This is a genomic window from Xanthomonas sp. LMG 8993, from assembly GCF_009835065.2.
In the GTDB taxonomy this organism is placed as follows: Bacteria; Pseudomonadota; Gammaproteobacteria; order Xanthomonadales; family Xanthomonadaceae; genus Xanthomonas; species Xanthomonas arboricola.
In genome coordinates, this window is record NZ_QVIF02000003.1 from 311521 (window position 1) to 335540 (window position 24020).

Here is a 24020-nt window from a genome sequence, read left to right on the forward strand (position 1 = left end):
TCACTGGCGGCTCTCCTGCAACGGTGCAGGCTGGGCGGGTGCGGGCAATGTAGCCGGCGCGAGTGCGGTGGGAATACCCGCAGACACTTCATCCACCGGATCCGGCACCAACGCCGGGTCCAGATCGGCCGGCTGCGGCTTGACCACCGGCTGCCCGGTCTTGCCGGCGGCCTGCGCGGCCAGCCACGACTGGATGTCGTCCGGCGGCACGTCCATCAGCCGCAGCGCGCCTTCCATCACCCTGTGGAACACCGGCGCCGATACCAGGCCGCCGTAATACACCTTGCCCTGCGGATCGTTGATCACGATGACGGTGGCAAAGCGCGGCCGCGTGGCCGGCACCAGGCCGGCGAACAGCGCGTTGTAATGCCCGCGCTCGTACCCGTTGGCGCCGTTCTTGCGCGCGGTACCGGTCTTGCCGGCCACGTGATAGCCCAGGATCGCCGCGCCCTTGGCGCCGCCCTGGGTGACCACGGTTTCCATCATGTCGATGACCTGGCGCGCCACTTCCGGAGTGACCACCTGGCGGGTTTCGTTGTGCTGGCCGCGCACGAAGGTCGGCGGGGTCAGCTTGCCGCCGTTGCCCAGCGTGGCGTAGGCCTGCGCGATCTGCAGCGGCGTCACCGACAGGCCGTAGCCGTAGGACATGGTGGTCTTGGACGGGCCGCTCCAGCGCGCCGGCTGCAGCACCACGCCGGCCGATTCGCCGGGAAAACCGCTGTGCGGGGCAGCGCCGTAACCGAAGTTGCGGATCGACTGATAGAAGGTCTGGTCCGGCACCTTGGCGGCGATCTTGGCCGCGCCGATGTTGGAGCTGCGGGTGATCACGCCGGTGACGTTGAGCACGCCGTTGTTGCGCGGCACATCGCGGATGGTGAAGCGCCCCACCGACATGTAGCCGGGGTTGGTGTCGATGACGGTGTCCTTGGTCACCACACCGGCGGTCAGCGCGGTGGCCACGGTCAGCGGCTTCATCGTCGAGCCCGGCTCGACCAGATCGGTGACCGCACGGTTGCGGCGCGCCGACGGGTTGATGCCGGTGACCGCGTTGGGGTTGTAGGTGGGCAGGTTGACCATCGCCAGCACTTCGCCGGTGGCCACATCCATCACCACCATCGAACCGCCGGCCGCATTGTTTTCGACCAGTGCGTTGCGCAGCTCCTTGTAAGCCAGGAACTGGATGCGGCGGTCGATGCTCAGCGTCAGGTCCTTGCCCGGCTGCGCCGGACGTACCAGATCCACGCTCTCCACGATCGCGCCGCGCGCATCGCGCACCACCTTCTTGGAGCCTGGCTTGCCGCGCAGCCATTCGTCGAAGGCCAGCTCCAGGCCTTCCTGGCCGCGGTCGTCGATATTGGTGAAGCCCAGCACGTGGGCCATCGCCTCGCCTTGCGGATAGAAGCGCCGGAACTCGCGCTGCGAGAACACACCAGGGATCTTCAGGTCGACAATGGCATGTGCCTTGTCCGGGTTGATCCGGCGCTGCAGGTACATGAATTCCTTGCCGGCCTTCTGCGCCAGCTTGGCGTTCAACTCGTCCAGCGGCTGGCCGAGCGCCTTGGCCAGCTCGGGGATGCGGTCCGGGTTGCGCAACAGTTCCTGCGGATTGACCCAGATCGATTCCACCGGCGTGGACACTGCCAGCGGCTCGCCGTTGCGGTCGGTGATCATGCCGCGCGAGGTGGCGATCGGCAGTTCGCGCAGATAGCGCGCTTCGCCCTGGCGCTGGTAGAAATCGCGGTTGACCAGCTGCACGAACGCCGCCCGGCCGATCAGCGTCACCGAGCACAGGCCCAGCGCGATGCCGACCAGCGTCAGGCGGCCACGCAGGTTGAAGTTGCTGCGCGCGCGGTTGCGGCCGGCCTTCATGGCGCACCTCCGTGTGCGCCACCCTGCGGGCGGCTACGCCGTGCAAAACGGCTGTCCTGCCGTTTTGTCATGGGCGTACCTGTGTGTGCGCCACCCTGCGGGCGGCTGTGCCGTGCAAAACGGCTGTCCTGGCGTTCGCTCATGGGCGCACCACCACGATGTCGTTGGTCTCCGGGAACTTCATCCCGATGCGCGCACGCGCAACCTGATCCACGCGATTGCTTTCCGCCCAGGTGGCCTGCTCCAGCTGCAGCCGGCCGAATTCGATATTCAATTCATCGCGCGTGTGCTCGAGCTTGGACAACTGCACGAACAGCTTGCGATGCATGTGGCGCATGTACACGACCCCGATCGCCGAGGCGATGCTGCAGGCAAGCAGCACGATGAGCAGCAGGCGGCTCATGCGGCGTCTCCTTGAGACGCCGGGATTGGGGATTCGGGATTCGAGATTCGCTCAGAGCGCTTTTCCAATCCCGAATCCCTACTCCCGAATCCCAGCTTCTCAGCCACCCGCAACACGGCGCTGCGGGCGCGCGGGTTGACGCTCAGTTCGGCGTCGTCGGCCTTGATGGCGCCGCTGATCAGCTGCAGCGTCGGCACGAACGGCTGCGCTTCGGGCAGGCGGCGGTTGCTCGGCGGGGCCTTGGCGTAGCGGGCCATGAACTGCTTGACGATGCGGTCTTCCAGCGAATGGAAGCTGATCACCGCCAGGCGGCCGCCGGGCTTGAGCGCGCCCAGGGCGGCGTCCAGGCCGGCTTCCAGATCGTCCAGCTCGCGGTTGATGTAGATGCGGATCGCCTGAAAGCTGCGCGTGGCCGGATGGGTCTTGCTGTCGCCGCGCGGCATCACCGAGGCGATCAGCTCGGCCAGTTGCGCGGTGCGCAGCAGCGGCTGTTCGGCGCGGCGGGCCACGATGGCGCGCGCGATGCGGCGGCTCTGGCGCTCTTCGCCATAGGTCCACAGCACGTCAGCGATCTCGCGGTCGCTGGCATGCGCCAGCCACTCGGCCGCGCTCTGGCCGGCGTCCGGATCCATGCGCATGTCCAGCGGGCCGTCCTTGCCGAAACTGAAACCGCGCCCGGCCACGTCCAGCTGCGGCGAGGACACGCCCAGATCCAGCAGGATGCCGTCGACGGTTGCCGCAGCGACCACCTGGCCGAGGCCGGCAAAGCTGCCGCGATGGATGGACACGCGCGCATCGTCACCGAACGACTGTTCGGCCACGGCAATCGCGTCGGGGTCCTTGTCCATCACCAGCAGTCGACCTCCCGGGCCAAGATGTTGCAGCACGCCACGGGCGTGTCCGCCACGTCCGAACGTGCCATCGAGATAGGTTCCGTTTTCGATCACCTGCAGGCCGTCCAGAACCTGCGTGTACAGCACCGGCACATGGGCCGCCGGTGGCTGCGACACCGGGTGACCGGGCTGCGCTTCACCGCGCATCCGGGCACCCCGGCTCACAACCTGAGATCGAGCAATTCATCGCCCAGATCCCCGTCAGACAATGTCTGCTGGATCAGTGCGCGATGTGCCTGCTCGCTCCAGAGTTCGAATTTGTCGCCCATGCCCAGCAGCACGGCCTTCTTCTCGATGCCGACCGCATTGCGGTGGCTGGCCGGGATGCTCAGACGGCCATTGGCGTCCAGCTCCAGCACTGCGGAAGAACCCACCAGTTTCTGCTGCAGCGTGCGGACCACGCGTTGGGTATTGGGCTTGGACATCACATCGTCACGCACCCGCTCCCACTCCTTTTCCGCGTACAGCCACAGGCACCCGGCTTCGAACGGGTTGTAGGTGAGCACCAGGCGATTGCCGCTCACGCGCGTGACCAGGTCGCGGTACGCGGTTGGCACCGCCATACGCCCCTTGTCGTCCACCGTGATGGCAGTCTCGCCCTGAAACACCGAATACAACCTCGAATACCCGCTGGGGGATCATTGAACCACGAAAAACCACAAAACACCTGGTTTTCCCTCCGTTGCCCACCTTAGCAGCGCGTCAAAGGTTGTCAACAACTTTGAAGGTCACAAATCGCCAGTCGCATCAATGAGTTGCAGCACTCTTTAGAGACTTGTTCAAAGGTTATCCACAAGTTGCTGTTTCATCTCAGATTTTGAGATTGAACAAAAATTCAGGGGCGTGAAGGCCATGTAAACCCGACCGCAGTCTCACTTCACACTGCGCCAGCTGCACATGGTCGTTGCGCAAACAGGCGACAATCGGCGCCATGTGCCTGGTCGCTCTTGCCTGGAAAACCCACCCGCGTTGGCGCCTGCTGCTGGCGGGCAACCGCGATGAATTCCACGACCGGCCGACCGCTGCACTGGCGCGCTGGCCGGCACCCGCCGACGGCGTGCTGGCGGGCCGCGACCTGCGCTCGGGCGGCAGCTGGGTGGGGTTGGGCAGCGACGGCCGCGCCGCAGTGGTGACCAATGTGCGCGACCCGCTCGCCACCGCGTCCGGCCGCTCGCGCGGACATCTCATTGCCGACTACCTGGCCGGCAGCCTGGACGGGGCCGTGTACGCCGGCGACCTGGCAGCGGCTGCGCACGAATTCCCGCCATTCAATCTATTGCTGTGCGACGCCGAGCGCTGCGAACACCTCAGCAACCACCCGCCGTTGGCACGCACGCTGGCGCCGGGCATCCACGGCATGTCCAACGGCCCGCTGGACGCGCACTGGCCCAAGACCGCCGCGCTGACTGCAGTCCTGCGCGACTGGTGTGCCGCCGGCAGCGACGACCTGCAACCGCTGTGGACCGCCCTGGGCAACCCCGCCATCGCGCCCGACGCCGCCCTGCCCCACACCGGCGTGGACCTGCCCACCGAACGCCTGCTCTCGGCCGCCTTCATCAACGGCTCCAGCTACGGCACCCGCGCCAGCACCATCGTCGCGGTGGACCACCAGGGCAGCGGCTTCATCCACGAACGCCGCTTCGGCCCCGCCGGGATCTTCCAGGGCGAAACGCGGCTGGACATCGTCGGGACGCGTCGACAATGACTGCCGCAACCAGCGCACAGTGATCGCAGCCAAGGCAAGGCGCCCACCAACGCACCCAAGTGCAAGCCCCCTTGAGTCAAGGGGGCGCGGCGACAGCCGCAGGGTTCTGGCGTGCCCGGAGCGGGGCCCGGGTTTTGTACTGGCGAAGGCGGTACGAAGCGCGGGTGTCTTCTTGGGGCGAACGCCCAAAGAAGGCAGCGAGACAGCCGCGGGCGTTCTGGCATGCCCGCAGCGGGGCCCGCGTTTTGCAATACCGAAGGCGGTACCAAGCGTGGGTGTGGTCTTGGGGCGAACGCCCAAAGAAGGCAGCGACACAGCCGCGGAGGTTCTGGCCCCCAGAGGGGCCCCGCGTTGAGAAGGGCGAACGCCCGAAAGTAAGGTGGCGGAGCCGGCCGGTAAGCCGGGTTCTGTCGTGGACAGTCATTCGTCTAGGCGCTACGTCACCGCAGCGCTCAAGCAACCTACCCGGATCCAGCGCGGGCCACGCCAATGGATCCCTATTTGGTCTTGCTCCAGGTGGGGTTTGCCGTGCCGGTCCGTTACCGGACTCGCGGTGCGCTCTTACCGCACCATTTCACCCTTACCGGCCCCTCGCCACCCCTCTGCGGCCTCCGAACGCACTTGGCGATACCTATATGCATCGCCGACACGCTTCAGTGGCGGCAGAGGGGTGACGAGGGACGTAGGCGGTATCTTTCTGTTGCACTTTCCGTCGGCTTGCGCCGCCCAGGCGTTACCTGGCACCTTGCCCTATGGAGCCCGGACTTTCCTCGGCACTCTTGCGAGTGACGCGACTGTCTGGCCGACTCCGCCGGGGCGCACTATACGCTATCGCCACCGTGCAGAACGGCGCAACGCTGCCAGCCCCGCCATCGCCGGCAGGCCCGCAATTGCCCGTAGGAGCGCACCCGGGCGCGAGAGGCCTTACCGAGAAAAATCCCGGTGCATGTCAACGTGCTCCTGCAACAACACACCTAGCCGCCATACAAGGCCTTGCGCGGCGCACCGGTCAGCTCGGCGGCCAGCTTGGCGGCGGTGGACGGCGGCAGGTGTTCGGCCAGCTTGGCGTAGACGCGGCGGCCTTCGGCCAGCTGGCCTTCGGCGGCGTCGGCGGCGCCCTGCACCATCACCACGAACTCGCCCTTGCGCTGGTTGTCGTCGGCTTCGACCCTGGCCTGCAGCTCGGCCAGGGTGCCGTCGAGCACGGTTTCGAACAGCTTGGTCAGCTCGCGGGCGATCACCGCCGGGCGCTCGTCGCCGAAGGCCCCGCGCAGGTCGGCCAGCGACTCGACGATGCGGTGCGAGGACTCGTAGAACACCAGGGTGCGGGTTTCGCCGGCCAGGTGCGCCAGGCGCTCGCGGCGGGCGGCGCTTTTGGCCGGCAGAAAGCCCTCGAAGCCGAAACGGTCGCTGGGCAGGCCGGCCACGCTGAGCGCGGCGATGGCGGCGCAGGCACCCGGCACCGGGCTGACCCGGATCCCGGCCGCGCGGGCGGCGCGCACCAGCTTGAAGCCGGGGTCGCTGACCAGCGGGGTGCCGGCGTCACTGACGATGGCCAGCGACTCGCCCTCGCGCAGGCGCGCGACGATGCGCTCGGACATCGCCTCTTCGTTGTGGTCGTGCAGGGCCAGCAGCGGGCGGTCGATGCCGAAATGGCCGAGCAGCTGGCGGGTATGGCGGGTGTCTTCGGCGCAGATCGCGGCCACGCCACGCAGCACCTCCTGCGCACGCGGCGACAGGTCGGCCAGGTTGCCGATCGGCGTGGCGACCACGTGCAGGGTTCCGGGGGAGGTCATCAACGGTATTCCGTAGGGCAAAGGGTAGAATCGTAGCGTTTTTAACGGTCCGCCCCGGCGGGCCCCGTCCAATGGATCTGAAATGAACAAGCGTGTTGCAAGGATCTCCGCCCTGTCGCTGATGGTGATGCTGGCCGCCGGTTGCGCCACCAGCAGCGTGACCCAGACCGCCTCGCCGACCCAGAGCGCGGCGCTGGCGTTGCTGGACCAGGGCAAGCCGCGCGAGGCGGCGCAGCAACTGGAAGCCGAGGCGGCCAGCGCCAGCGGTGCGCAGCGCAGCCGCCTGCTGGCCGCATCTGCATTCGGCTGGCACGACGCCGGCGATGACGCGCGTGCGCGCACGCTGCTAGCGCAGGTCACCCCGCGCCATCTCAGCGGCGAAGACCGCGCCCGCTTCGCGCTGCTGACCGGCGAGCTGGCGGTGATCGACAAGCAGGCCGCGCAGGCGCTGCAGGCGCTGGGCGACAGCCCGCAAGGCCTGCCGCAGCCGCTGCAGACCCGCTGGCTGCTGGCACGCGCCGCCGCACTGGAAGGCACCGGCGACCTGTTCGGGGCCGCCGCGGACCGCGCACGCGCCGACGCCAGCCTGACCGGCACCCCGCGCAGCGAAAACCAGCGCGCGATCGTGCGCCTGCTCGCCGCACTCGACGACGCCACGCTGAAGGGCCGCACTGCGGCGCTGCCGGCGGGCGACCCGCTGTACAACTTTGCCGGGCGCGCCTTGATCAGCCGCGGGCTGGCGCTGCCACGCGCGTTCGATCGCGACGCGCAATGGGGCTTTGACACCAGCAAGCGCCCGCCGGCCGAACGCGACGGCTACCGCCCGCCGGTCAAGCTGGGCGTGCTGCTGCCGCTCAGCGGCAGCCTGGCGACCGCCTCGGCGCCGGTGCGCGACGGCCTGCTGGCCGGTTACTACGCCGAAACCCGCCGCCGCCCGGAACTGCGCTTCTTCGATACCGCCGGCACTGCCGCCGGCGCCAATGCCGCCTACGACAAGGCGGTGAGCGCCGGGGTCGACTACGTGGTCGGCCCGCTGGGTCGCGACGAGGTCAGCGCCGTGTTCGCGCGCGGCCAATTGGCAGTGCCGGTGCTGGCGCTCAACCGCCCCACCGACAACAAGGCACCGCCCAGCGGCAGCGCCGGCTTCTCGCTGGCGCCGGAAGACGACGGCATCATGGCCGCCGAATACCTGCTCTCGCGCGAGCGCCGCAACGTGCTGATCGTCGGCACCAGCGACGACAACGGCAAGCGCACCATCAAGGCCTTCCGCGACCGTTTCACCGAACGCGGCGGCAGCGTCGCCGGCAGCATCAGCGTGGCCGAGGTACCGGGCGACATCGGTGCGCAGCTGCGCAACTACGGTGCTGCCGATGCGGTATTCCTGGCGGTGCGCGGCAACACCGCGCGCGCGCTGGCGCCGCAACTGGCCTTGAGCGGATTCGCCGGCAAATCGCGCGTGGGCACCTCGCAGCTGGTGGCCGGCACCGGCAAGGTCGAAGACGACCTGGCCCTGGACGGCATCATCTACCCCAGCGAAACCTGGACCGCGCTGGGCGTGTCCGGGCTGCCGGCCTCCACCCAGGTTGCCAGCACGCTGCCCAGCGCACGCGGACCCGGCGCGCGCCTGTTCGCGTTCGGCTACGACGCCTGGAAGATCAGCGCCTATCTGGAAAAACTCGCCACCGGCACCGACGGCGGCCTGCGTGGCGCCACCGGCACGCTGCATCTGGATGGCTTCGGCAACGTGCTGCGCACCCCGGCCTGGTCCACCTTCAACGGTGGCCGCCCGGTGCCGATCGCCGACGGCCGTTGACGCCATGCCGGCAGCGCGCCAGCAGCGGGGTGCGGCGGTGGAAGCGGCCGCACGCACGCTGCTGGAGCAGGCCGGGTTGCAGCTGGTGGTGGGCAATGCCAACTACCGCGGCGGCGAACTGGATCTGGTGATGCGCGACGGCCAGGCACTGGTGTTCGTGGAAGTGCGCTATCGCCGCGACAACCGCTTCGGCGGCGGCGCGGCATCGGTGGATGCGCGCAAGCGCCGCAAGCTGGTGCTGGCCGCGCAGTTGTTCCTTGCCTATCACCCGGCGCTGGCGACCTTGCCGTGCCGCTTCGATGTAGTGGAAGCCAGCGGCGAGCCGGTGGTGCTGAACTGGATCCGCGACGCCTTCCGCGCCGACGATTGCTGACGACGACCCACGCGCGATGCCGACCATCATCACCCATGCCGCGGTGCCGCTGGCGCTCTGGTGCGCCAGTGAACGCGGCCGCCTGTCGCCGCGCCTGCTCGGTGCCGGCATCGTCGCGGCGATGTTGCCCGATGCCGATGTGCTGGCGTTCGCGTTGCATGTTCCGTATGCGGATGCGTTCGGCCATCGCGGTGCCAGCCACTCGTTGCTGTTTGCCGGGCTGATCGCGCTGCTGGGTGGTGTTGCGCATCGCCTGTTGCGTGCGGACGCGCTGCAGGCAGCAGCGTTCTTGTTCGTCTGCGCCGCATCGCATCCATTGCTGGATGCGATGACCTCCGGTGGCCTGGGCGTTGCACTGACCTGGCCCTGGAGCGAGGCGCGCTGGTTCGCGCCATGGCGGCCGATTCGCGTGTCGCCTTTCGCCAACGGTTTCTTCAATGCGCGCGGCCTTGCCACGCTGCTCTCCGAGCTGCGCTGGGTCTGGCTGCCGCTCACCGTCGCGGTGCTGGGATGGAAATGCATCCAGCGCGCGGCACCACAGGATCACACTTCATGACCGATGTGCTTCCCACTGCCTTGGCCGCGTTACTGGCCGCGCGGCTTGGCCCCGATGGCTGGTTGACCGGCGACGACGCGCGGCGCCGCTATGGCGAGGACGATTCGCGCCGCTGGGCATTGCCCGCCGCCGTCGCCTTGCCGGGCGATACCGAGGATGTGGTGGCGATCGTGCAGGCCTGCCGCGCGCATGGCGTGCCGATCGTCGCGCGCGGCGCCGGCACCGGCACCACCGGTGCGGCGGTGCCGTTTTCCGGCGGCGTGGTGATGTCGATGGCACGCATGGATCGCATCCTTGCGCTGCGTCCGGCCGATCGCTGCGCCATCGTGCAACCGGGCCTGCTCAACGGCCAATTGCAGCAGGCCTTGCAGCCGCATGGCCTGTTCTGGCCGCCGGATCCGTCCAGCGCGGACATCTGCAGCGTCGGCGGCAACCTGGCCACCAATGCCGGCGGCCCGCGCGCGGTGAAATACGGCGCCACCCGCGACAACGTGCTCGGCCTGGTCGCTGTGACCGGCACCGGCGAGGTGATCCGCTGCGGCGGCGCGTACACGAAGAATTCCACCGGCTACGACCTGACGCATCTGCTGGTCGGCAGCGAAGGCACCCTGGCGATCATCGTCGAAGCGACCTTGAAGCTGACGCCGCGCGCGATCGCGCAAGCCGGCGTGCGCGCGCTGTATCGCGATGCGGCCAGCGCCGCGGCGGCGGTGTCGCGCATCATGGCGCAACCGACCACGCCGAGGATGCTGGAATTCATGGATGCCAGTGCGATCGCATTACTGCGCCGCAACGGCAGCGATGTGCCCGAGGCCGGCGCGATGCTGCTGATCGAAGCCGATGGCGATCACGACACCCTGCCCTACGCATTGCAGGCCTTGCACGATGCCGCCGATGGCGAGGGCGTGGTGAGCCTGGACGTGGCCGCCGATGGCAGCGCGCGCGACAGGTTGTGGGCCGCGCGGCGTGCGCTGTCGCCGGCATTGCGCACGATCAAGCCGGGCAAGATCAACGAGGACGTGGTGGTGCCGGTCTCGCGCATCCCCGAACTGGTGGCCGGCGTGGAAGCGCTTGCCGCCGAATTCGCGTTGCCGATCGTGGCCTTCGGCCATGCCGGCAACGGCAACCTGCACGTCAACATCATGTACGACCCGGCCGATGCCGACGAAGACGCGCGCGCACATGCCGCATTGCCGCGTCTGTTCGCACTGGTGCTGTCGCTGGAAGGCACACTCTCCGGCGAGCACGGCATCGGCGTGGCCAAGCGCGACTTCATGGCCCAGGCCTTCAGCGCAGCGACGCTGGCGGCGATGCACGCGATCAAGGCCGCGCTGGATCCGGACGGGATCCTGAATCCGGGCAAGGTGCTGCCACCGCGCTAGTGGCGTTGTCGCCTCAGCGCGTCACCCCGATAAAGCGCAAACCCACCCCCGGTTCGGTGACGATGTAATGCGGGTCGGCAGCATCGTCGTGCAGTTTCTGACGCAGTTTGCCGACCAGGATGCGCAGGTAATGGGTGTCTTCTTCATGGGTGGGACCCCACACCTCGCGCAGCAGTTGCGGCTGGGTGACCACGCGGCCGGCGTGCTTGAGCAGCAGCGCGAGCAAGGCGTATTCCTTGCGGCTCAAGGGCACCGCTTCGCCATCGAGGGTGACCTCGCGCAGGCCCAGGTGGATGTGCAGGCGGCCGTCGTCGAACACGCTCTCTTCCACCGTGCTGCCGGCGCCGGCCTGGCGCAGCAGTGCGCGGATGCGCGCCATCAGTTCCTGCACGCCGAACGGCTTGGTGACGTAATCGTTGGCGCCGGCATCGAGCGCGGCGACCTTTTCGGTTTCGCCGGCGCGCACGGTGAGCATGATCACCGGCACGTTGGACCACTGGCGGATCTCGCGCAGCACCTCGTGGCCGTCGCGATCGGGCAGGCCGATGTCCAGCACCACCAGTTCGGCGCCCTGCCCGGCCAGCGTGGCCAGGCCTTCCTCGGCGGTGCCGGCCTGCAGCACGCGGTAGCCCTGCGCACGCAGGCTGATGTCGAGAAAGCGGCGGATCTGCGGCTCGTCGTCGACGATCAGCACGCGGGCAGGCGGGATGGCAGTGGGGTCAGTCGGCATCGGGGCGAGGTGGCGCGGCGGGAACGAGCAACGGCAGCGTAATGCGGATCGTGGTGCCGTGACCATCGGCGCCGGCCAGCGCCTCCACGCTGCCGCCATGCGCGCCGATCATGCCCTGGCAGATGGTCAGGCCCAGCCCGGTGCCATGACGGCCGCGGTCGCCACGCTCCACGCTGTAGAACATGTCGAAAATGCGCGCACGCTCGTCCTCGGGAATGCCGGGACCCTGGTCGCCGATATCGATCTGCAGAGCGCCGGCCTGCAGCCGTGCCTGCACGGTGACGGCCACACCGGCTGGCGAAAATTTTGCCGCATTCTCCAGCACGTTGAAGATGGCCTGTTCCACCAGCGCCGGGTGCACCCAGATCGCCGGCAGGTCGGCGGCCAGATCCAGTTGCAGGCGCACCGCCGGCTGGTAGCGCTGCAGCCGCCGCGTGGCCGAGCCGATCAGCTCGTCCACACCGATCCAGTCGCGCTTCAAGGTCAGCCCGGTGTGGCCGAGCCGGGTCATGTCGAGCAGGTTCTGGATGTAGCGATCCAGCCGCTCGCCTTCGAGCTGGATGGTGTCGAGCAGGCTGTGGCGGTCCTGCGCGTCCATCGCATCGCCGTAGCTGGCCAGGCTGCTGGCCGAGCCGATCATCGAGGCCAGCGGCGAGCGCAGATCGTGCGAGACCGAGGACAGCAATGCCGAGCGCAGGCGCTCGGTTTCGCCACTGACACGCGCTCCTTCCAGATCGGCGACCAGGCGCGTGCGCAGCGCCGCCTGGCCGATGTCCTCCACCATCGCTTCGGCCAGCCGACGCTCCTCCAGGCCGGGCCGCTGCACGCTCTGACGGAAGCGCAGCGCGGCCACCCCGAGGCTGCCGCGTTCGTGCCGCACCGGCAGGCACCACCACTGCGCACCGGCCAGCGTATCGGTGAAGCGGCCGGCCGGCTGACCGTGGCGCTGGGTCCAGTCCGCCGCGCTGCGATCGAGTGCACCGAAGCTGGCCGGTGCATCGCTTTCGCGCTGCTCCAGACGCAACCAGGCCTCGGCATCCAGGGCCGTGGCCAGCGCGCGACGGCCGGCTTCCAGCACCTGCCCCAGGTCGGCGGCGGTGCTGAGCTCGCGGGCCAGCGTCTGCAGCGCATTGGCATGCGCATTGGCAGCGCGCAAGGCCAGCACCTGGCTGCGCAGGCGCGAGGCCAGGCGGCCGGCGACCAGGGCGGCGATCAGGAACAGGCATACCGTCACCACGCCCTGGCGCGCGCTGATGTGCAGGGTGAAGCGCGGTTCGATGAAGAAGAAGTTGTAGGCGACAAAACTCAGCAGCGCGGCGATCACCGCGGCGGCCATGCGCGTGCGCGAGGCCACCAGCACCACCGCGACGATGAACACCATCGACAGGTCGTCGATGTCGGTCCAGCGCTGGATCACCCACGCCACTGCAACCGCGGCAGCGGCGGCGATCGCCGCGAAGGCCAGGTCGTAACGCTGCAGCCACTGGCGCGGATTGCGCCAACGCTGGCGTGCGCGTGCACGCGCGTCCGCGGAGCTGACGATGACCAGTTCGTAATGCGCGCCACGCTGCAGCAGTTGCTGGGTCAGCGTGCGGTTGAACATGCGCGCCAGCGGGCGTTCGCGCGTGCGCCCCAGCACCAGCGTGGACACGCCGTTTTGCGCGGCGAAATCCAGCAACGCCTCGGCGACGTTGGCGCCGTGCAGCAGCGCGGTATCGCCCCCCAGGCGGCGTGTCAGTGCGAAGGCGCGGTCGATCTCCAGCTGCCAGGCGGCGTCGGCCACGGTGCGCGTCTGCACGGTGACCACCGTCCACGGTGCATCGCGTCGTTCGGACAACCGCCGCGCCACCCGCACCAGGTAATCCGAGCTGCCACGGCCATCGATGGCCACCACCACGCGGCGGCGCAAGGCGGCAGTGCCCGGCAAACCGCGTGCGGCCTGGGTGTCGCGCAGATCGCTGTCGACGCGGTCGGCCGCGGTCTGCATCGCCAGCTCGCGTAGCGCGGTAAGGTTGGAAGGCGAAAAGAACGCCTGCAAGGCCTGTGTCGCCTGCTCGGGCAGATACACCTTGCCCTGCTGCAGGCGCTCGATCAGTTCGCGCGGCGGCAGGTCCACCAGCACGATGTCGCGCAAACGGTCGAACACCGCATCGGGCACGGTTTCGGACACGCGCACGCCGGTGATGCGCAGCACGATGTCGTTGAGGCTTTCCAGGTGCTGGATGTTGACCGTGGTGTAGACATCGATGCCGGCATCGAGCAGTTCGACGATGTCCTGCCAGCGCCGCTCGTGCCGGCTGCCCGGCACGTTGCGATGGGCCAGCTCGTCGATCAGCGCCAGCTTCGGCTTGCGCGCCAGCAACGCGTCCAGGTCGAGTTCTTCCAGCTCCCGGCCCTGGTAGTTGATGCGGGTGCGCGGCAGCAGCGGCAAGCCATCCAGCAGTGCCGCGGTCTCGCTGCGGCCATGGGTTTCCACCACCCCGGCCACCACGTCCATGCCCTGGCGCAGGCGCTCGCGCGCCCGCGACAGCATGGCGTAGGTCTTGCCCACCCCGGGCGCTGCGCCCAGAAACACGGTCAGGCGCCCGCCATGTTCGCGCTGCAGTTCGCCGATCAGCGCGTCGGCTTGTTGGGTGCGGGCGTCAATCATGGAGGCCGGGATTGGGGAAGCGGGATTGAGGATTGGTGCAGCCTACCGCGAGCTGACAGCTCTAGTGCTGTTGCCTTGGCCCATTCCCGATTCCCGACTCCCCATTCCCCGCGCGATCCAGCGCCAGGTTCAGTGCCAGCACATTCACCCGCGGCTGCCCGAGCAGGCCGAACTGTGGCTGTTCGGTGGCGGCCCTTACCAGCGCGGCCACGCGCTGTTCCGGCCAGCCGCGCGCGGCGGCGACCCGGCGCACCTGGACCTGTGCGCCGGCCGGGCTCAGGTGTGGATCCAGGCCACTGCCGGATTGGGTGACCAGCTCGGCGGGGACCGCCTCCGGTGCGATGCCGTCGCGTGCAGCCACCTCGGCGCGCGTGGCGGCGATGCGGCTCTGCAGGTCGGGATTGGAGCGCGCCTGGTTGCTGCCGGCCGCCGCGCTCGGGTCGTACTTGGCCGCCGAGGGGCGTGGCTGGAAATAGCGCGCATTGGCAAACGGCTGCGCCACCAGGGTCGAGCCCACCACGCGCGCGTCATCGCGCAGCAGCGAGCCGTGCGCCTGCGCGGGGAACAGCGCGCCGGTGATGCCAGTGGCGACCAGCGAATAGCTCAGGCCCAGGCCCAGCAGGATGAACAACGCCAGCATCACCGCCCCGCGCAGGGCGCCATCGTCGCGCAACGGCTGCGCCGTGGACGGACCGGCTTTCGAAGAAATCGTCATGACTCAGTTCCCCAAAGTGGCGACAAGCGCCAGGTCGATCAACTTGATCGCGGCAAACGGCAGCAACACGCCACCCACGCCGTACATCAGCATGTTCCGGCGCAGCAGGGCCGTGGCGCTGGACGGACGAAAGCGGACGCCGCGCAACGCCAGCGGAATCAATGCCGGGATGATCAGCGCATTGAAGATCAACGCCGCCAGCACCGCATGCCGCGGGTTGGACAACTGCATCACGTTGAGCGCGGCCATCGACGGAATCGCCGCGGCAAACAGCGCCGGCAGGATCGCGAAATATTTGGACACATCGTTGGCCAACGAGAACGTGGTCAACGCACCGCGCGTGATCAGCTGCTGCTTGCCCACTTCGACCACCGCCAGCAGTTTGGCCGGATCCGAATCCAGATCGACCATGTTGCCGGCCTCCTTGGCCGCCTGCGTGCCGGAGTTCATCGCCAGGCCCACGTCGGCCTGGGCAAGCGCCGGCGCATCGTTGGTGCCGTCGCCGACCATCGCCACCAGCCGCCCGCCGGCCTGCTCGGCACGGATGCGGGCCAGCTTGTCTTCCGGGCGCGCCTGGGCGATGTAGTCGTCCACGCCGGCTTCGGCGGCAATCGCGGCGGCCGTGAGCGGGTTGTCGCCGGTGATCATCACCGTCTTGATGCCCATCGCACGCAGCTGCGCGAACTTTTCCTTGATGCCTTGCTTGACCACATCGCTCAGCTCGACCACGCCCAGCACATGCCGGCCTTCGGCCACCACCAGCGGGGTGGCGCCGCCACGCGCGACTTCTTCGATGCGGCCGTTCAATTCCGGCGACACCGTGGCGCCCTGCGCCTGCACATAGGCCACGATCGCATCGCCGGCACCCTTGCGGATGCTGCGCCCGGCCAGATCCACGCCAGACATGCGGGTCTGCGCGGTGAAGCCGATGAAATGCGCGCCCTCCGGCTCGACCGCCACCGCGCCCTGCTGGCGTGCCAGCTTGACGATGGACTTGCCTTCCGGTGTCGGGTCGGCCAGCGAGGCCAGCATTGCCGCATCGCGCAGCTGCGTACGGTCGATGCCGGCCAGCGGATGGAACGCGGTGGCCTGCCGGTCGCCGTAGGTGATGGTGCCGGTCTTGTCGAGCAACAGCACGTCCACGTCGCCGGCCACTTCCACCGCCTTGCCGGATTTGGCCAGCACATTGGCAGACAGCGCGCGGTTCATGCCGGCGATGCCGATCGCCGGCAACAGCCCGCCGATGGTGGTCGGGATCAGGCACACCAGCAGCGCGATCAGCAACAGCGGGTCCAGCGTGACGCCGACGAAGCCGGCGATCGCCGGCAGCGAGGCCACCACGATCAGGAAGGTCAGCGTCATCGCCGCCAGCAGCAGGGTCAGCGCGATTTCGTTCGGCGTCTTCTGCCGGTTGGCGCCTTCCACCAAGGCGATCATGCGATCCAGGAAACTATGCCCCGGCTCGGCGGTGACCTTGAACACGATCTCGTCGGAGAGCACGCGCGTTCCACCGATCACGCCACTGCGATCGGTGCCGGCCTCGCGCAGTACCGGTGCCGATTCGCCGGTGACCGCCGCTTCATTGATCGTTGCAACGCCGCGCACGATCTCGCCATCGGCCGGGACGAATTCTCCTTCGGACACCATCACGTAGTCGCCCGGGCGCAGCTCTGCCGCCGGCACGCGGGTCTCGCGGCCGCCAAGTGCGGTTTCCACCCGGCGGGCGACCAAATCCTTGCGCGCACGGCGCAACGATGCGGCCTGCCCACGCCCGCGCGCCTCGGCGATGGCCTCGGCGAAATTGCCGAACAGTACGGTGACGAACAGGATCGCCGTCACCGCCCAGCCGAACCCGGCATTGCCATACCCGCTGGCGGTGATCACCGCCGCCAGTAGCGTGCCGCCCATCACCACCGCCATCACCGGGCTGCGCAGCAGATGCCGCGGCGCCAACTTGAGGAAGGCCGCGCGCATTGCCGCCACCAGCACGGCGGCGTCGAACAACGCCGCGTCACCGCGCGCGCGTTTTTCAGTCGTATCGATCGTAGACATTGCTCAAACTCTCAGGACGCCGCCAGGGCGAGGTGTTCAGCGATAGGACCCAGCACCAGTGCCGGCATGAACTGCAGCACGGTGAGCACCAGCACGATCGCCATCAGCGTCAGCGCGAAGGTTGGCGTTTCGACCTGCAGGCTGCCGGCCGATTCCGGCGCGCGCCGCTTCACCGCCATGCGCGCGGCAACCATCAGCGGCAGGATCAGCGCGGGATAGCGGCCCAGTGCCAGCACCGCCGAGCAACTCAGGTTCCACCAGTACGTCGCATCGCCCAGGCCTTCGAAACCCGAGCCGTTGTTGGCAAAGGCCGAGGTGTACTCGTAGAACACCTGGCTGATGCCGTGGAAGCCGGGATTGGAATTGGCGGTAAATGCCGGCACCGCCAGCGCCACTGCGGTGAAGCCCAGCACCACCAATGGCTGCAGCAGGATCAGCAGCGCAAGCAACTGCACCTCGCGCGCTTCGATCTTGCGGCCGAACAACTCCGGCGTGCGCCCGGTCATCAAACCGGCCAGGAACACGCTCAGCAGCAGATACACCACGAACTGCTGCAGGCCGCAGCCGATGCCGCCCCAGATCGCGTTGATCAGCATGTCCACCAGCGTGACCAGGCCGCTCAACGGCGCCAGCGAATCGTGCATCGCATTGACCGAGCCGTTGGAGGTCTGCGTGGTCAAGGCCGCCCACAACGCAGACGCATCTGCGCCGACACGCACCTCCTTGCCTTCCATCAAGGCAGCCGAGCTGGCGCTGGCCGAATGCGCTTCGGACCACAGCAACAGCGCGGTGGACGCGACCGACATCGTCAGCATGGTGCCGAACACCAGCGCGGTGAGGCGCTTGCGCCCGGTCAGATAGCCGACCATGAACACCACGCTCATCGGCAACAGCACCAGTGCCAAGGTCTCCAGCAGGTTGCTCAGCGGCGTGGGATTTTCCAGCGCCACCGAACTGTTGGGGCCGTACCAGCCGCCACCGTTGGTGCCGAGCTGCTTGACGGCGACCATCGCCGCAACCGGCCCGACCGGAATGGTCTGCTTGAACATGCCGGCGCTGCTGTCCAGCGGTGCGGCGGTAGCCGCACCCTGCAGCGTGGAGGGCACGCCCTGCCAGCCGAGCAGCACGGTCCACAGCAGGCACAGCGGCAGCAACACACGCACGCTGGCGCGGATCACATCCGCCCAGTAATTGCCGACGTCTGCGTCCGGCAATGCCTCCAATCCGGTAGCCGACTGCTGCCGCCCCGGGCGCGGCGTGACGATCTCCGGCTCCTCCAGCCCGGCCACCCGTGGCTTGGCGCTGGCCGTCGCATTGGATGCCGGCAAGGCGTCGGACACAGTTGCAACGGCACGCCCACCGAACAATGCGCGCAAGGTTGCCACCGCCAATGCCAGACCCATCATCGGCGTGACCACCTGCAGGCCGACGATGCCGGTCATCTGCGCCAGGTACGACAATTGCGCCTGGCCCGAGTAGTGCTGCTGATTGGTGTTGGTGACGAACGACACCATGGTGTGCAGCGCGGTGTCCCAACGCATGTTCGGGATGGCGTCCGGGTTGAACGGCAGCCACGCCTGGGTCATGAACACTGCCCAGGTGAGCAGGCCGACAACCAGGTTGCTGAGCAGGAACGCTACCGCATACCCACGCCACGACATCCCCTGCTGCGGGCGGGTACCGAGCAACGCATACAACGGCCGTTCGATCCAGCCGAACAGCACGTCGCCACGCATCGGGGCGCCGCGCATCACCGCTGCCAGGTAGCGGCCCAGGGGCCAGGCCAGCACGATGGCCAGCGCGTAGACAAGGAGAGTTTCAATCATTGGAGCGCACTCGCATCAGAAGTCTTCGGGGCGCAGGACCACGTACAACAGGTACGCGGCGGCAACGAGTACGGCCACGCCGCACAACAGGGACAACCAGGCAGGCATGTCGGCTACTCCCCGAGGCGCGCGCAACGCGGCGCGATGGATGCGAGATGCGACGGCGCATGCAGCGTCTGCAGGCCGACAAGGCAAAGCGCTGCCGCACCGCGCGCGCAGCGGCGATGGAGCAGACAGGTCAAGGGATGCATCGGGATCGTCCACGGCGGAACCGCTCCGCCAACCTGCGCAGTGTCTTCCCGGGCTGCGTAAAGTCGCTATGGACCTGCAACAGCCGCCGCGTAAATTCCGCATAAATGCTGTGTGGCGACGGTCTGCAGTCACGTCTCCACGCTATGCAGCCGTTTCCGGGCAACTTCTGCCTCTAGTCCCCAACTCAGGACGACCAGGTTTTGAGTCAGGACGTTATGAGGTGGTAGCAAAGCCGCGTTGGTCGAGGGCGCGGTGCCCTCACCACTTCCGGGACACGCCGTAGATCCGTCCATGGAGGCTCCTTGGCGGCATCCATGCCGCCAAGGGTCCCGGAACCGGCAAGGTCACCGCACCAGGACGTTCTGAGATTGCTTTATCGAAAGCCTGCTGATTGCTCGGCTCGTCTTGGCAACTGATTGGCCATGCTGCAAACACTGCATGCCACGCCCTGCTCGCCCGTGCACACCGACTATCTGGACTGGTCCTTGCCCGCCCACCGTCGCGGGACCTTACGCGGCATGGATGCCGCGTAAGAGCCTACAAGGACGTACTTGCGGCGTGTCCTGCGATGGTGGGCGGGCAAGGACCCTGCAGTGGAGCCGCAGATCAGCCGCTCTACAACTGACCTAGCCGCGCGACCTCATCCCTAATACACAAGGACACAAAGACAACCGGGATTCCGAGTCGCAGCCTCGCTCACCAGATGCCGTCAAAACCTGGCGGGACGAGCGCACAGCACCTCTTCGCTCGCGGAACAGGCCGTGACGCCGCAGCTGGAGGCTCCCCACGTGTCCCCACCTGTCGACGGAGCGATCACCGTCGCTGCAATAACGTACCGGCGTCATCCATCAGAGTCCTTGCACATGCCTGTCAGCTACTCGATCAGCCTGCCCGACCCCAAGCTCGCCCGCGGCGGCGATGCGAGCGTGAGCTTTAGTGCCCATGGTGCCGAGGCCTTTGCCGAACAGTTGCAGGCCGCCTTGCGCGATCCGGCCTGGTTCGATCGCTGGCGCCAGCTGCAGGCCGACCCGGACGCGGTGGACCCCAGCCTGGGCGTGACCGATCCGTCGGCCACGGTTACCGGCAAGCAGGGCGACCTGCGTGTCGACCTGGTCGCCACCACCAGCATCCCCGGCGACCTGCTCAAGCAGCGCATGCAGGCCCTGGCCGGGCACCACTGGGAACTGCGCGACGTGCGTTGAGTTCCACGGCTGCCGCGTGCACTGCGCGGCGGCACTTTGCTCAGGCCGGTGCGCTGTCTGCCACACGCCGCGTCCAGCGCCATTTCAGATTCACCGCCAGTGTGCCCACCACGATCAGCGCCAGGCCCAGCCACTGCGCCGGCACCAATGCGTGGCCATAGAGCAGATAGTCCAGCAGTAGCGTCACCAGCGGGTACACGAACGCCAGCACCGCAATCGTGGCCACATGCAGATGGCGATAGGACGAATAGAACAGCACATAGACGATACCGCTGTGGATCACGCCCAGGCCCGCCAGCCATAGCCAGTGCACACCCGGATGCAACGCCGCACTGCTGGAAAACCCGGCCAGCAGGAACGTGCCGACCCAACACTGCACCGTCACCACCGCAAGCGGCCGCTCGCGGCTGATACGGCGCGACATCAGCAGCGACGCACCGCATAGCAGCGCCGCCAACAGCGTGAGTGCGATGCCGATCAGATAGCCACGGTCGGCCGCCTGCCACAACCGCGCCGGATTTGCCGAGCAGGCCACGCCGACGAATGCCAGCAACGTCCAGCCCAGATCGGCACGCCGCGCGCGCTCGCCTTGCAACAACGCGGCCAGCAGCAACATCACGAACGGAAACACGTGGTAGACCATGGTCGCCACGCCGATCGACGAGCGCGCCATGCCGGCGAACAACGCCACCCAATTCAACACCAGCAGCACACCGCTGACGATGGCATCGCGCAACAGCGCACGCTCGCGCCATAGCCCTCGTAGCTGTCCACCGACCAAGCCGCATACGGTAAGAAACAGCGCCCCGAACAGGCAACGATAGAACACCGCCGTCACCGGATCCTGCCCGCTTTCGTGGACGAATACGCCGACCGAACCGACCAGGACTTCGGCAACCAGCAATTGCCAGACCGCCCGTCGCCCAGCGCCGGCCGATACTGCATGCACAGATAGGGGAGTGTTCATAGCGCAATGGTTCCCTGCAGATACTGGACAGCGCTGCCGCGCACGTAGACATGCCGCGGCTCGACCCGGCACTGCAGTTCGCCGCCACGCGCGGAGACCTGCAGCGCGGTGAGCTGCGTCTTGCCCAGCCGCTGCGCCCACAGCGGCGCAAGCGCGGCATGAATCGATCCGGTGACCGGATCTTCGCTACCGCCGTTGCAGGGCCAGAAATAGCGGGAGACAAAATCATGCTCAAGGCCTGGTGCGGTGACCGCCACATCGCGCGGCGCCAGCGCCAGCATCCGGCCCAGATCCGGCGTCACCGCACGCACCTGTGCTTGGTCGGCGTAGACGGCGATATACGCCTGCGCGTTCGCATAGACAGCGTGGGGCGCGATCGATAACGACTCAGACAACGCGTGCGGCACCATTTGCAGCAGCGACGGCTCCTGGTTGGGGAAGCGCAGCTCGAAGCTGCGCTCATCCATCCTGGCAACGGCGATCTCACCGACAGCCGGCGCACGCAAGCGCAGTGGAAACGCCGCCAGCTGGTGCGTCGCGATCACGAACGCGCTGGCCAAGGTCGCATGCCCGCAGAAGCCGACCTCCTTGAGCGGAGAAAACCAGCGGATATCGAACACCCCGCTGTCGTCGCGAACGAAGAAGGCGGTCTCCGAAAGATTGTGTTCGCTGGCGATGGCCTGCATCACCGGCTCCGGCAACCAGGCCTGCAATGGCACCACGGCTGCCGGATTGCCCTTGAAACGCAGCGTGGTGAACGCATCGACGATAAACACAGGAAGCAGCACGGCCAACCTCACAGAAGGGAAGATACCTGGCGTACTCACCGGGCACGGCCAGTCTGCAACGTGCTACCCGACCATCACAGATTCAGATACGCTGCAAATCGACCAATACAGATGGAAGGCGCCCGCAGATGCTGCTGTACGAATCGCTGGCCACGCAGCTGCGGCAGCAGATCGAAGGCGGCACCTTGCGTGCCGGCGAGCGCCTGCCCTCGATCCGGCAACTGGCCGCCAACCATGGCATCAGCACCGCCACCGCCGTGCAGGCCTGCCTGCAACTGGAACGCGAGGGGCGCGTGCAAGCGCGCCCGCGCTCGGGCTACTTCGTGCGCAGCGCGGCGCCTGCATTGCCGGCTGCCGCACCCGTCCCACGTCGGCGCAAACCGGGCATGGTCGACAACCCCGCCTTGCAGCGCGTACTCGACACCTTGGCGCGTACCGACCTGGTGCCGCTGCACACTGCCACCCCCGCGCCTGCGTTATTGCCCACCGCGCAACTGGCCGCGGCCCTGTCGCGGCAGCTGCGTCGCCAGCGCACGGCGGCGCTGGATTACGCACCGCCGCAAGGGCATGCCGCACTGCGCCGTCAGATCGCACAACGTTATGCACACTGCGCAACCACCGTCGACGCAGAAGAGGTGGTGATCACCGCCGGCGCGATGGAGGCGATCAGCCTGGCGCTGCGCACGCTCACCGCACCAGGCGATGTGGTGCTGGTGGAAACGCCCACGTATCACGGCATCCTGCAGGCGGTGGCGGCACTGCGCCTGAAGGTGCTGGAGGTACCCAACCGTCCCGGCCAGGGTATCGATGTCGCGCGTCTGGATACGCTGTTGCAGCGCACGCCGGTGCGTGCGGCAGTGCTGATTCCCAACTTCAACAACCCAAGCGGCAGCCTCACGCCCGACAGCGCCAAGCGCGTATTGCTCGACAGCTGCGCACGCCATGGCACCGTGGTGATCGAAGACGATATCTACGGCGAACTGGATTGGTCGGGGCAACGTCCACGCCCGCTGCGCCATTTCGATACCCATGCCAACGTGATCACCTGCGGCTCGTTCTCCAAGGTGCTCTCGCCCGGCCTGCGGGTGGGGTGGTTGCTGGGTGGCGACTGGACCGACGCCCTGGTGCGCGCCAAGTACTTTTCCACCGTCGGCAGCGCCAGCCTGCCGCAACTGGCACTGGCCGACTACCTGGCGCAACACGATCTGGAACGGCATCTGCGCAAGCTACGCCGCACCCTGGCCGACAACGGGCAGCGGCTGCGCGGTGCCATCGTGCGGCATTGGCCGGAAGGCACGCGCGTGGGCGACCCGGCAGGCGGGTTATCGCTATGGCTGCAATTGCCCGACGGCGGTAGCGGCCAGGCCGTGTTCGAGGCCGCGCTGGCAGAACGCATCGGCACCTCGCCCGGTCATCTGTACTCCAGCCGTGGCGACTACGCAGATCACCTGCGGCTGACCTGCGGCCAGCCATGGAGCGACACCCTGGAGCGCGCGATGCGCCGATTGGGCAAGCTTGCGGCGCAGGTAGTGCGTTAGCCGTTCTTGGTTTGTGGCAATGGCTATAGCCGACAAGATAATGATGTGACGCAGCTGGTCGACGCAGACTTCAGATGCGAGAAGGCTGCTTGCGCGCCTTACCAGGAAGTTTGCAGGGCGTTGTGTTGAAGCCTGCCTGTTGAATGCGCTGTATTGAAAAGCTGACAGGACGCCGTTATCCAAACAATGGCACGCCATGCTCTGCTTGCACCAGCACACCGACCATCTCGCTTGGTCCTTGCCCGCTCACCGTCGCGGGACCTTACGCGGCATGGATGCCGCGTAAGAGCCTACACGGACGTACTTGCGGCGTGTCCCGCGATGGTGGGCGGGCAAGGGCCCTGCAGCCACGCCGCAGATAGGCTGCTCTACCGGCCGACCTACGCGCTCTACCAAGCTTCGCCGTATCCTCATCCGCCCCTGCGGGGCACCTTCTCCGGAGGGGAGAAGGGAGGTCAATTCGAGGCTTTATTCATGCCACGGCCCACGCAACACGGCAGCGCGGCAGCG

At 67.7% G+C, this 24020-nt stretch carries 20 protein-coding genes and 1 other RNA gene; 7 read left to right on the forward strand and 14 right to left on the reverse strand.

The window, feature by feature from the left end:
- From DYQ94_RS07770 to mraZ, 4 genes are all read right to left on the reverse strand, one after another.
- Window positions 1-1869: a peptidoglycan D,D-transpeptidase FtsI family protein gene (locus DYQ94_RS07770; RefSeq protein WP_160954912.1), complete on the reverse strand. Its 1869-nt coding sequence runs from the start codon at window positions 1867-1869 to the stop codon at window positions 1-3.
- A gap of 139 nt (window positions 1870-2008) precedes the next feature.
- On the reverse strand, window positions 2009-2272 hold the full coding sequence (gene ftsL, locus DYQ94_RS07775) for a cell division protein FtsL (protein WP_005991913.1): 264 nt from the start codon (window positions 2270-2272) through the stop codon (window positions 2009-2011).
- Complete coding sequence (rsmH, locus tag DYQ94_RS07780; protein ID WP_160954919.1) at window positions 2269-3312, reverse strand: 16S rRNA (cytosine(1402)-N(4))-methyltransferase RsmH; 1044 nt, start codon at window positions 3310-3312, stop codon at window positions 2269-2271. The genes ftsL and rsmH overlap by 4 nt, the downstream gene beginning before the upstream one ends.
- Window positions 3313-3326: 14 nt before the next feature.
- A complete protein-coding gene (gene mraZ / locus DYQ94_RS07785) occupies window positions 3327-3773 on the reverse strand; it encodes a division/cell wall cluster transcriptional repressor MraZ (protein ID WP_033006748.1) in 447 nt (148 codons plus the stop codon).
- Window positions 3774-4096: 323 nt separating this feature from the next.
- Between mraZ and DYQ94_RS07790 the strand changes: the two genes are divergently transcribed.
- Window positions 4097-4870 carry an NRDE family protein gene (locus DYQ94_RS07790; RefSeq protein WP_126965295.1) on the forward strand — a complete coding sequence of 258 codons (774 nt, stop codon included), beginning with the start codon at window positions 4097-4099 and terminating at the stop codon, window positions 4868-4870.
- Window positions 4871-5250: 380 nt separating this feature from the next.
- Here the strand turns inward: DYQ94_RS07790 and rnpB are convergent.
- Window positions 5251-5680: RNase P RNA component class A (gene rnpB, locus DYQ94_RS07795), an RNA gene on the reverse strand.
- Between the two features lie 164 nt (window positions 5681-5844).
- Window positions 5845-6666 (reverse strand): 16S rRNA (cytidine(1402)-2'-O)-methyltransferase, encoded by an 822-nt coding sequence (gene rsmI, locus DYQ94_RS07800; RefSeq protein WP_039523544.1) that lies wholly within the window; start codon window positions 6664-6666, stop codon window positions 5845-5847.
- A gap of 82 nt (window positions 6667-6748) precedes the next feature.
- Between rsmI and DYQ94_RS07805 the strand changes: the two genes are divergently transcribed.
- The 4 genes from DYQ94_RS07805 to DYQ94_RS07820 are packed head-to-tail and all read left to right on the forward strand — an operon-like array spanning window position 6749 to window position 10790.
- Window positions 6749-8479 (forward strand): penicillin-binding protein activator, encoded by a 1731-nt coding sequence (locus DYQ94_RS07805; protein ID WP_039530705.1) that lies wholly within the window; start codon window positions 6749-6751, stop codon window positions 8477-8479.
- A 4-nt stretch (window positions 8480-8483) separates the two neighbouring features.
- Window positions 8484-8852, forward strand: a complete 369-nt coding sequence (locus DYQ94_RS07810; RefSeq protein WP_046345708.1) for a YraN family protein — start codon at window positions 8484-8486, stop codon at window positions 8850-8852.
- A 16-nt stretch (window positions 8853-8868) separates the two neighbouring features.
- Window positions 8869-9408: a metal-dependent hydrolase gene (locus DYQ94_RS07815; RefSeq protein WP_024939435.1), complete on the forward strand. Its 540-nt coding sequence runs from the start codon at window positions 8869-8871 to the stop codon at window positions 9406-9408.
- On the forward strand, window positions 9405-10790 hold the full coding sequence (locus DYQ94_RS07820) for an FAD-binding oxidoreductase (RefSeq protein WP_126965294.1): 1386 nt from the start codon (window positions 9405-9407) through the stop codon (window positions 10788-10790). Before DYQ94_RS07815 ends, DYQ94_RS07820 begins: the two co-directional genes overlap by 4 nt.
- A gap of 13 nt (window positions 10791-10803) precedes the next feature.
- On the opposite strand, the gene DYQ94_RS07825 is transcribed toward DYQ94_RS07820, so the two are convergent.
- The 6 genes from DYQ94_RS07825 to DYQ94_RS07850 all read right to left on the reverse strand — a co-directional run bounded on the left by DYQ94_RS07825 (window position 10804) and on the right by DYQ94_RS07850 (window position 18871).
- Window positions 10804-11520: a response regulator gene (locus DYQ94_RS07825; RefSeq protein WP_016903095.1), complete on the reverse strand. Its 717-nt coding sequence runs from the start codon at window positions 11518-11520 to the stop codon at window positions 10804-10806.
- On the reverse strand, window positions 11510-14170 hold the full coding sequence (locus DYQ94_RS07830; RefSeq protein WP_039523533.1) for a DUF4118 domain-containing protein: 2661 nt from the start codon (window positions 14168-14170) through the stop codon (window positions 11510-11512). The genes DYQ94_RS07825 and DYQ94_RS07830 overlap by 11 nt, the downstream gene beginning before the upstream one ends.
- Window positions 14171-14231: 61 nt before the next feature.
- Window positions 14232-14885 (reverse strand): potassium-transporting ATPase subunit KdpC, encoded by a 654-nt coding sequence (gene kdpC, locus DYQ94_RS07835; RefSeq protein ID WP_126965292.1) that lies wholly within the window; start codon window positions 14883-14885, stop codon window positions 14232-14234.
- Between the two features lie 3 nt (window positions 14886-14888).
- A complete protein-coding gene (gene kdpB / locus DYQ94_RS07840; protein ID WP_024939439.1) occupies window positions 14889-16937 on the reverse strand; it encodes a potassium-transporting ATPase subunit KdpB in 2049 nt (682 codons plus the stop codon).
- 11 nt (window positions 16938-16948) lie between these two features.
- Entirely contained in the window at window positions 16949-18763 is a 1815-nt protein-coding gene (gene kdpA, locus DYQ94_RS07845) for a potassium-transporting ATPase subunit KdpA (RefSeq protein ID WP_126965291.1), read from the reverse strand.
- A 15-nt stretch (window positions 18764-18778) separates the two neighbouring features.
- Window positions 18779-18871, reverse strand: a complete 93-nt coding sequence (locus DYQ94_RS07850; RefSeq protein WP_006452907.1) for a potassium-transporting ATPase subunit F — start codon at window positions 18869-18871, stop codon at window positions 18779-18781.
- A 1007-nt stretch (window positions 18872-19878) separates the two neighbouring features.
- Here DYQ94_RS07850 and DYQ94_RS07855 point away from each other — a divergent pair.
- Entirely contained in the window at window positions 19879-20217 is a 339-nt protein-coding gene (locus DYQ94_RS07855) for a hypothetical protein (protein WP_039509881.1), read from the forward strand.
- Window positions 20218-20257: 40 nt separating this feature from the next.
- Here DYQ94_RS07855 and DYQ94_RS07860 read toward each other — a convergent pair whose 3' ends face one another.
- A complete protein-coding gene (locus DYQ94_RS07860) occupies window positions 20258-21184 on the reverse strand; it encodes a DMT family transporter (protein WP_126965290.1) in 927 nt (308 codons plus the stop codon).
- Window positions 21181-21972: a PhzF family protein gene (locus tag DYQ94_RS07865; protein WP_126965289.1), complete on the reverse strand. Its 792-nt coding sequence runs from the start codon at window positions 21970-21972 to the stop codon at window positions 21181-21183. Before DYQ94_RS07865 ends, DYQ94_RS07860 begins: the two co-directional genes overlap by 4 nt.
- Window positions 21973-22100: 128 nt before the next feature.
- On the opposite strand from DYQ94_RS07865, the gene DYQ94_RS07870 reads away from it, so the two are divergent.
- A complete protein-coding gene (locus DYQ94_RS07870) occupies window positions 22101-23510 on the forward strand; it encodes an aminotransferase-like domain-containing protein (protein ID WP_126965288.1) in 1410 nt (469 codons plus the stop codon).
- Window positions 23511-24020 lie beyond the last annotated feature (510 nt).

Bases quoted from the DNA above. Each gene is read 5' to 3' on its own strand.
- DYQ94_RS07770 (WP_160954912.1), bottom strand. From the start codon at position 1,869: ATGAAGGCCGGCCGCAACCGCGCGCGCAGCAACTTCAACCTGCGTGGC.
- ftsL (WP_005991913.1), bottom strand. From the start codon at position 2,272: ATGAGCCGCCTGCTGCTCATCGTGCTGCTTGCCTGCAGCATCGCCTCG.
- rsmH (WP_160954919.1), bottom strand. From the start codon at position 3,312: ATGCGCGGTGAAGCGCAGCCCGGTCACCCGGTGTCGCAGCCACCGGCG.
- DYQ94_RS07790 (WP_126965295.1), top strand. From the start codon at position 4,097: ATGTGCCTGGTCGCTCTTGCCTGGAAAACCCACCCGCGTTGGCGCCTG.
- rsmI (WP_039523544.1), bottom strand. From the start codon at position 6,666: ATGACCTCCCCCGGAACCCTGCACGTGGTCGCCACGCCGATCGGCAAC.
- DYQ94_RS07805 (WP_039530705.1), top strand. From the start codon at position 6,749: ATGAACAAGCGTGTTGCAAGGATCTCCGCCCTGTCGCTGATGGTGATG.
- DYQ94_RS07810 (WP_046345708.1), top strand. From the start codon at position 8,484: ATGCCGGCAGCGCGCCAGCAGCGGGGTGCGGCGGTGGAAGCGGCCGCA.
- DYQ94_RS07815 (WP_024939435.1), top strand. From the start codon at position 8,869: ATGCCGACCATCATCACCCATGCCGCGGTGCCGCTGGCGCTCTGGTGC.
- DYQ94_RS07820 (WP_126965294.1), top strand. From the start codon at position 9,405: ATGACCGATGTGCTTCCCACTGCCTTGGCCGCGTTACTGGCCGCGCGG.
- DYQ94_RS07825 (WP_016903095.1), bottom strand. From the start codon at position 11,520: ATGCCGACTGACCCCACTGCCATCCCGCCTGCCCGCGTGCTGATCGTC.
- DYQ94_RS07830 (WP_039523533.1), bottom strand. From the start codon at position 14,170: ATGATTGACGCCCGCACCCAACAAGCCGACGCGCTGATCGGCGAACTG.
- kdpC (WP_126965292.1), bottom strand. From the start codon at position 14,885: ATGACGATTTCTTCGAAAGCCGGTCCGTCCACGGCGCAGCCGTTGCGC.
- kdpB (WP_024939439.1), bottom strand. From the start codon at position 16,937: ATGTCTACGATCGATACGACTGAAAAACGCGCGCGCGGTGACGCGGCG.
- kdpA (WP_126965291.1), bottom strand. From the start codon at position 18,763: ATGATTGAAACTCTCCTTGTCTACGCGCTGGCCATCGTGCTGGCCTGG.
- DYQ94_RS07850 (WP_006452907.1), bottom strand. From the start codon at position 18,871: ATGCCTGCCTGGTTGTCCCTGTTGTGCGGCGTGGCCGTACTCGTTGCC.
- DYQ94_RS07855 (WP_039509881.1), top strand. From the start codon at position 19,879: ATGCCTGTCAGCTACTCGATCAGCCTGCCCGACCCCAAGCTCGCCCGC.
- DYQ94_RS07860 (WP_126965290.1), bottom strand. From the start codon at position 21,184: ATGAACACTCCCCTATCTGTGCATGCAGTATCGGCCGGCGCTGGGCGA.
- DYQ94_RS07870 (WP_126965288.1), top strand. From the start codon at position 22,101: ATGCTGCTGTACGAATCGCTGGCCACGCAGCTGCGGCAGCAGATCGAA.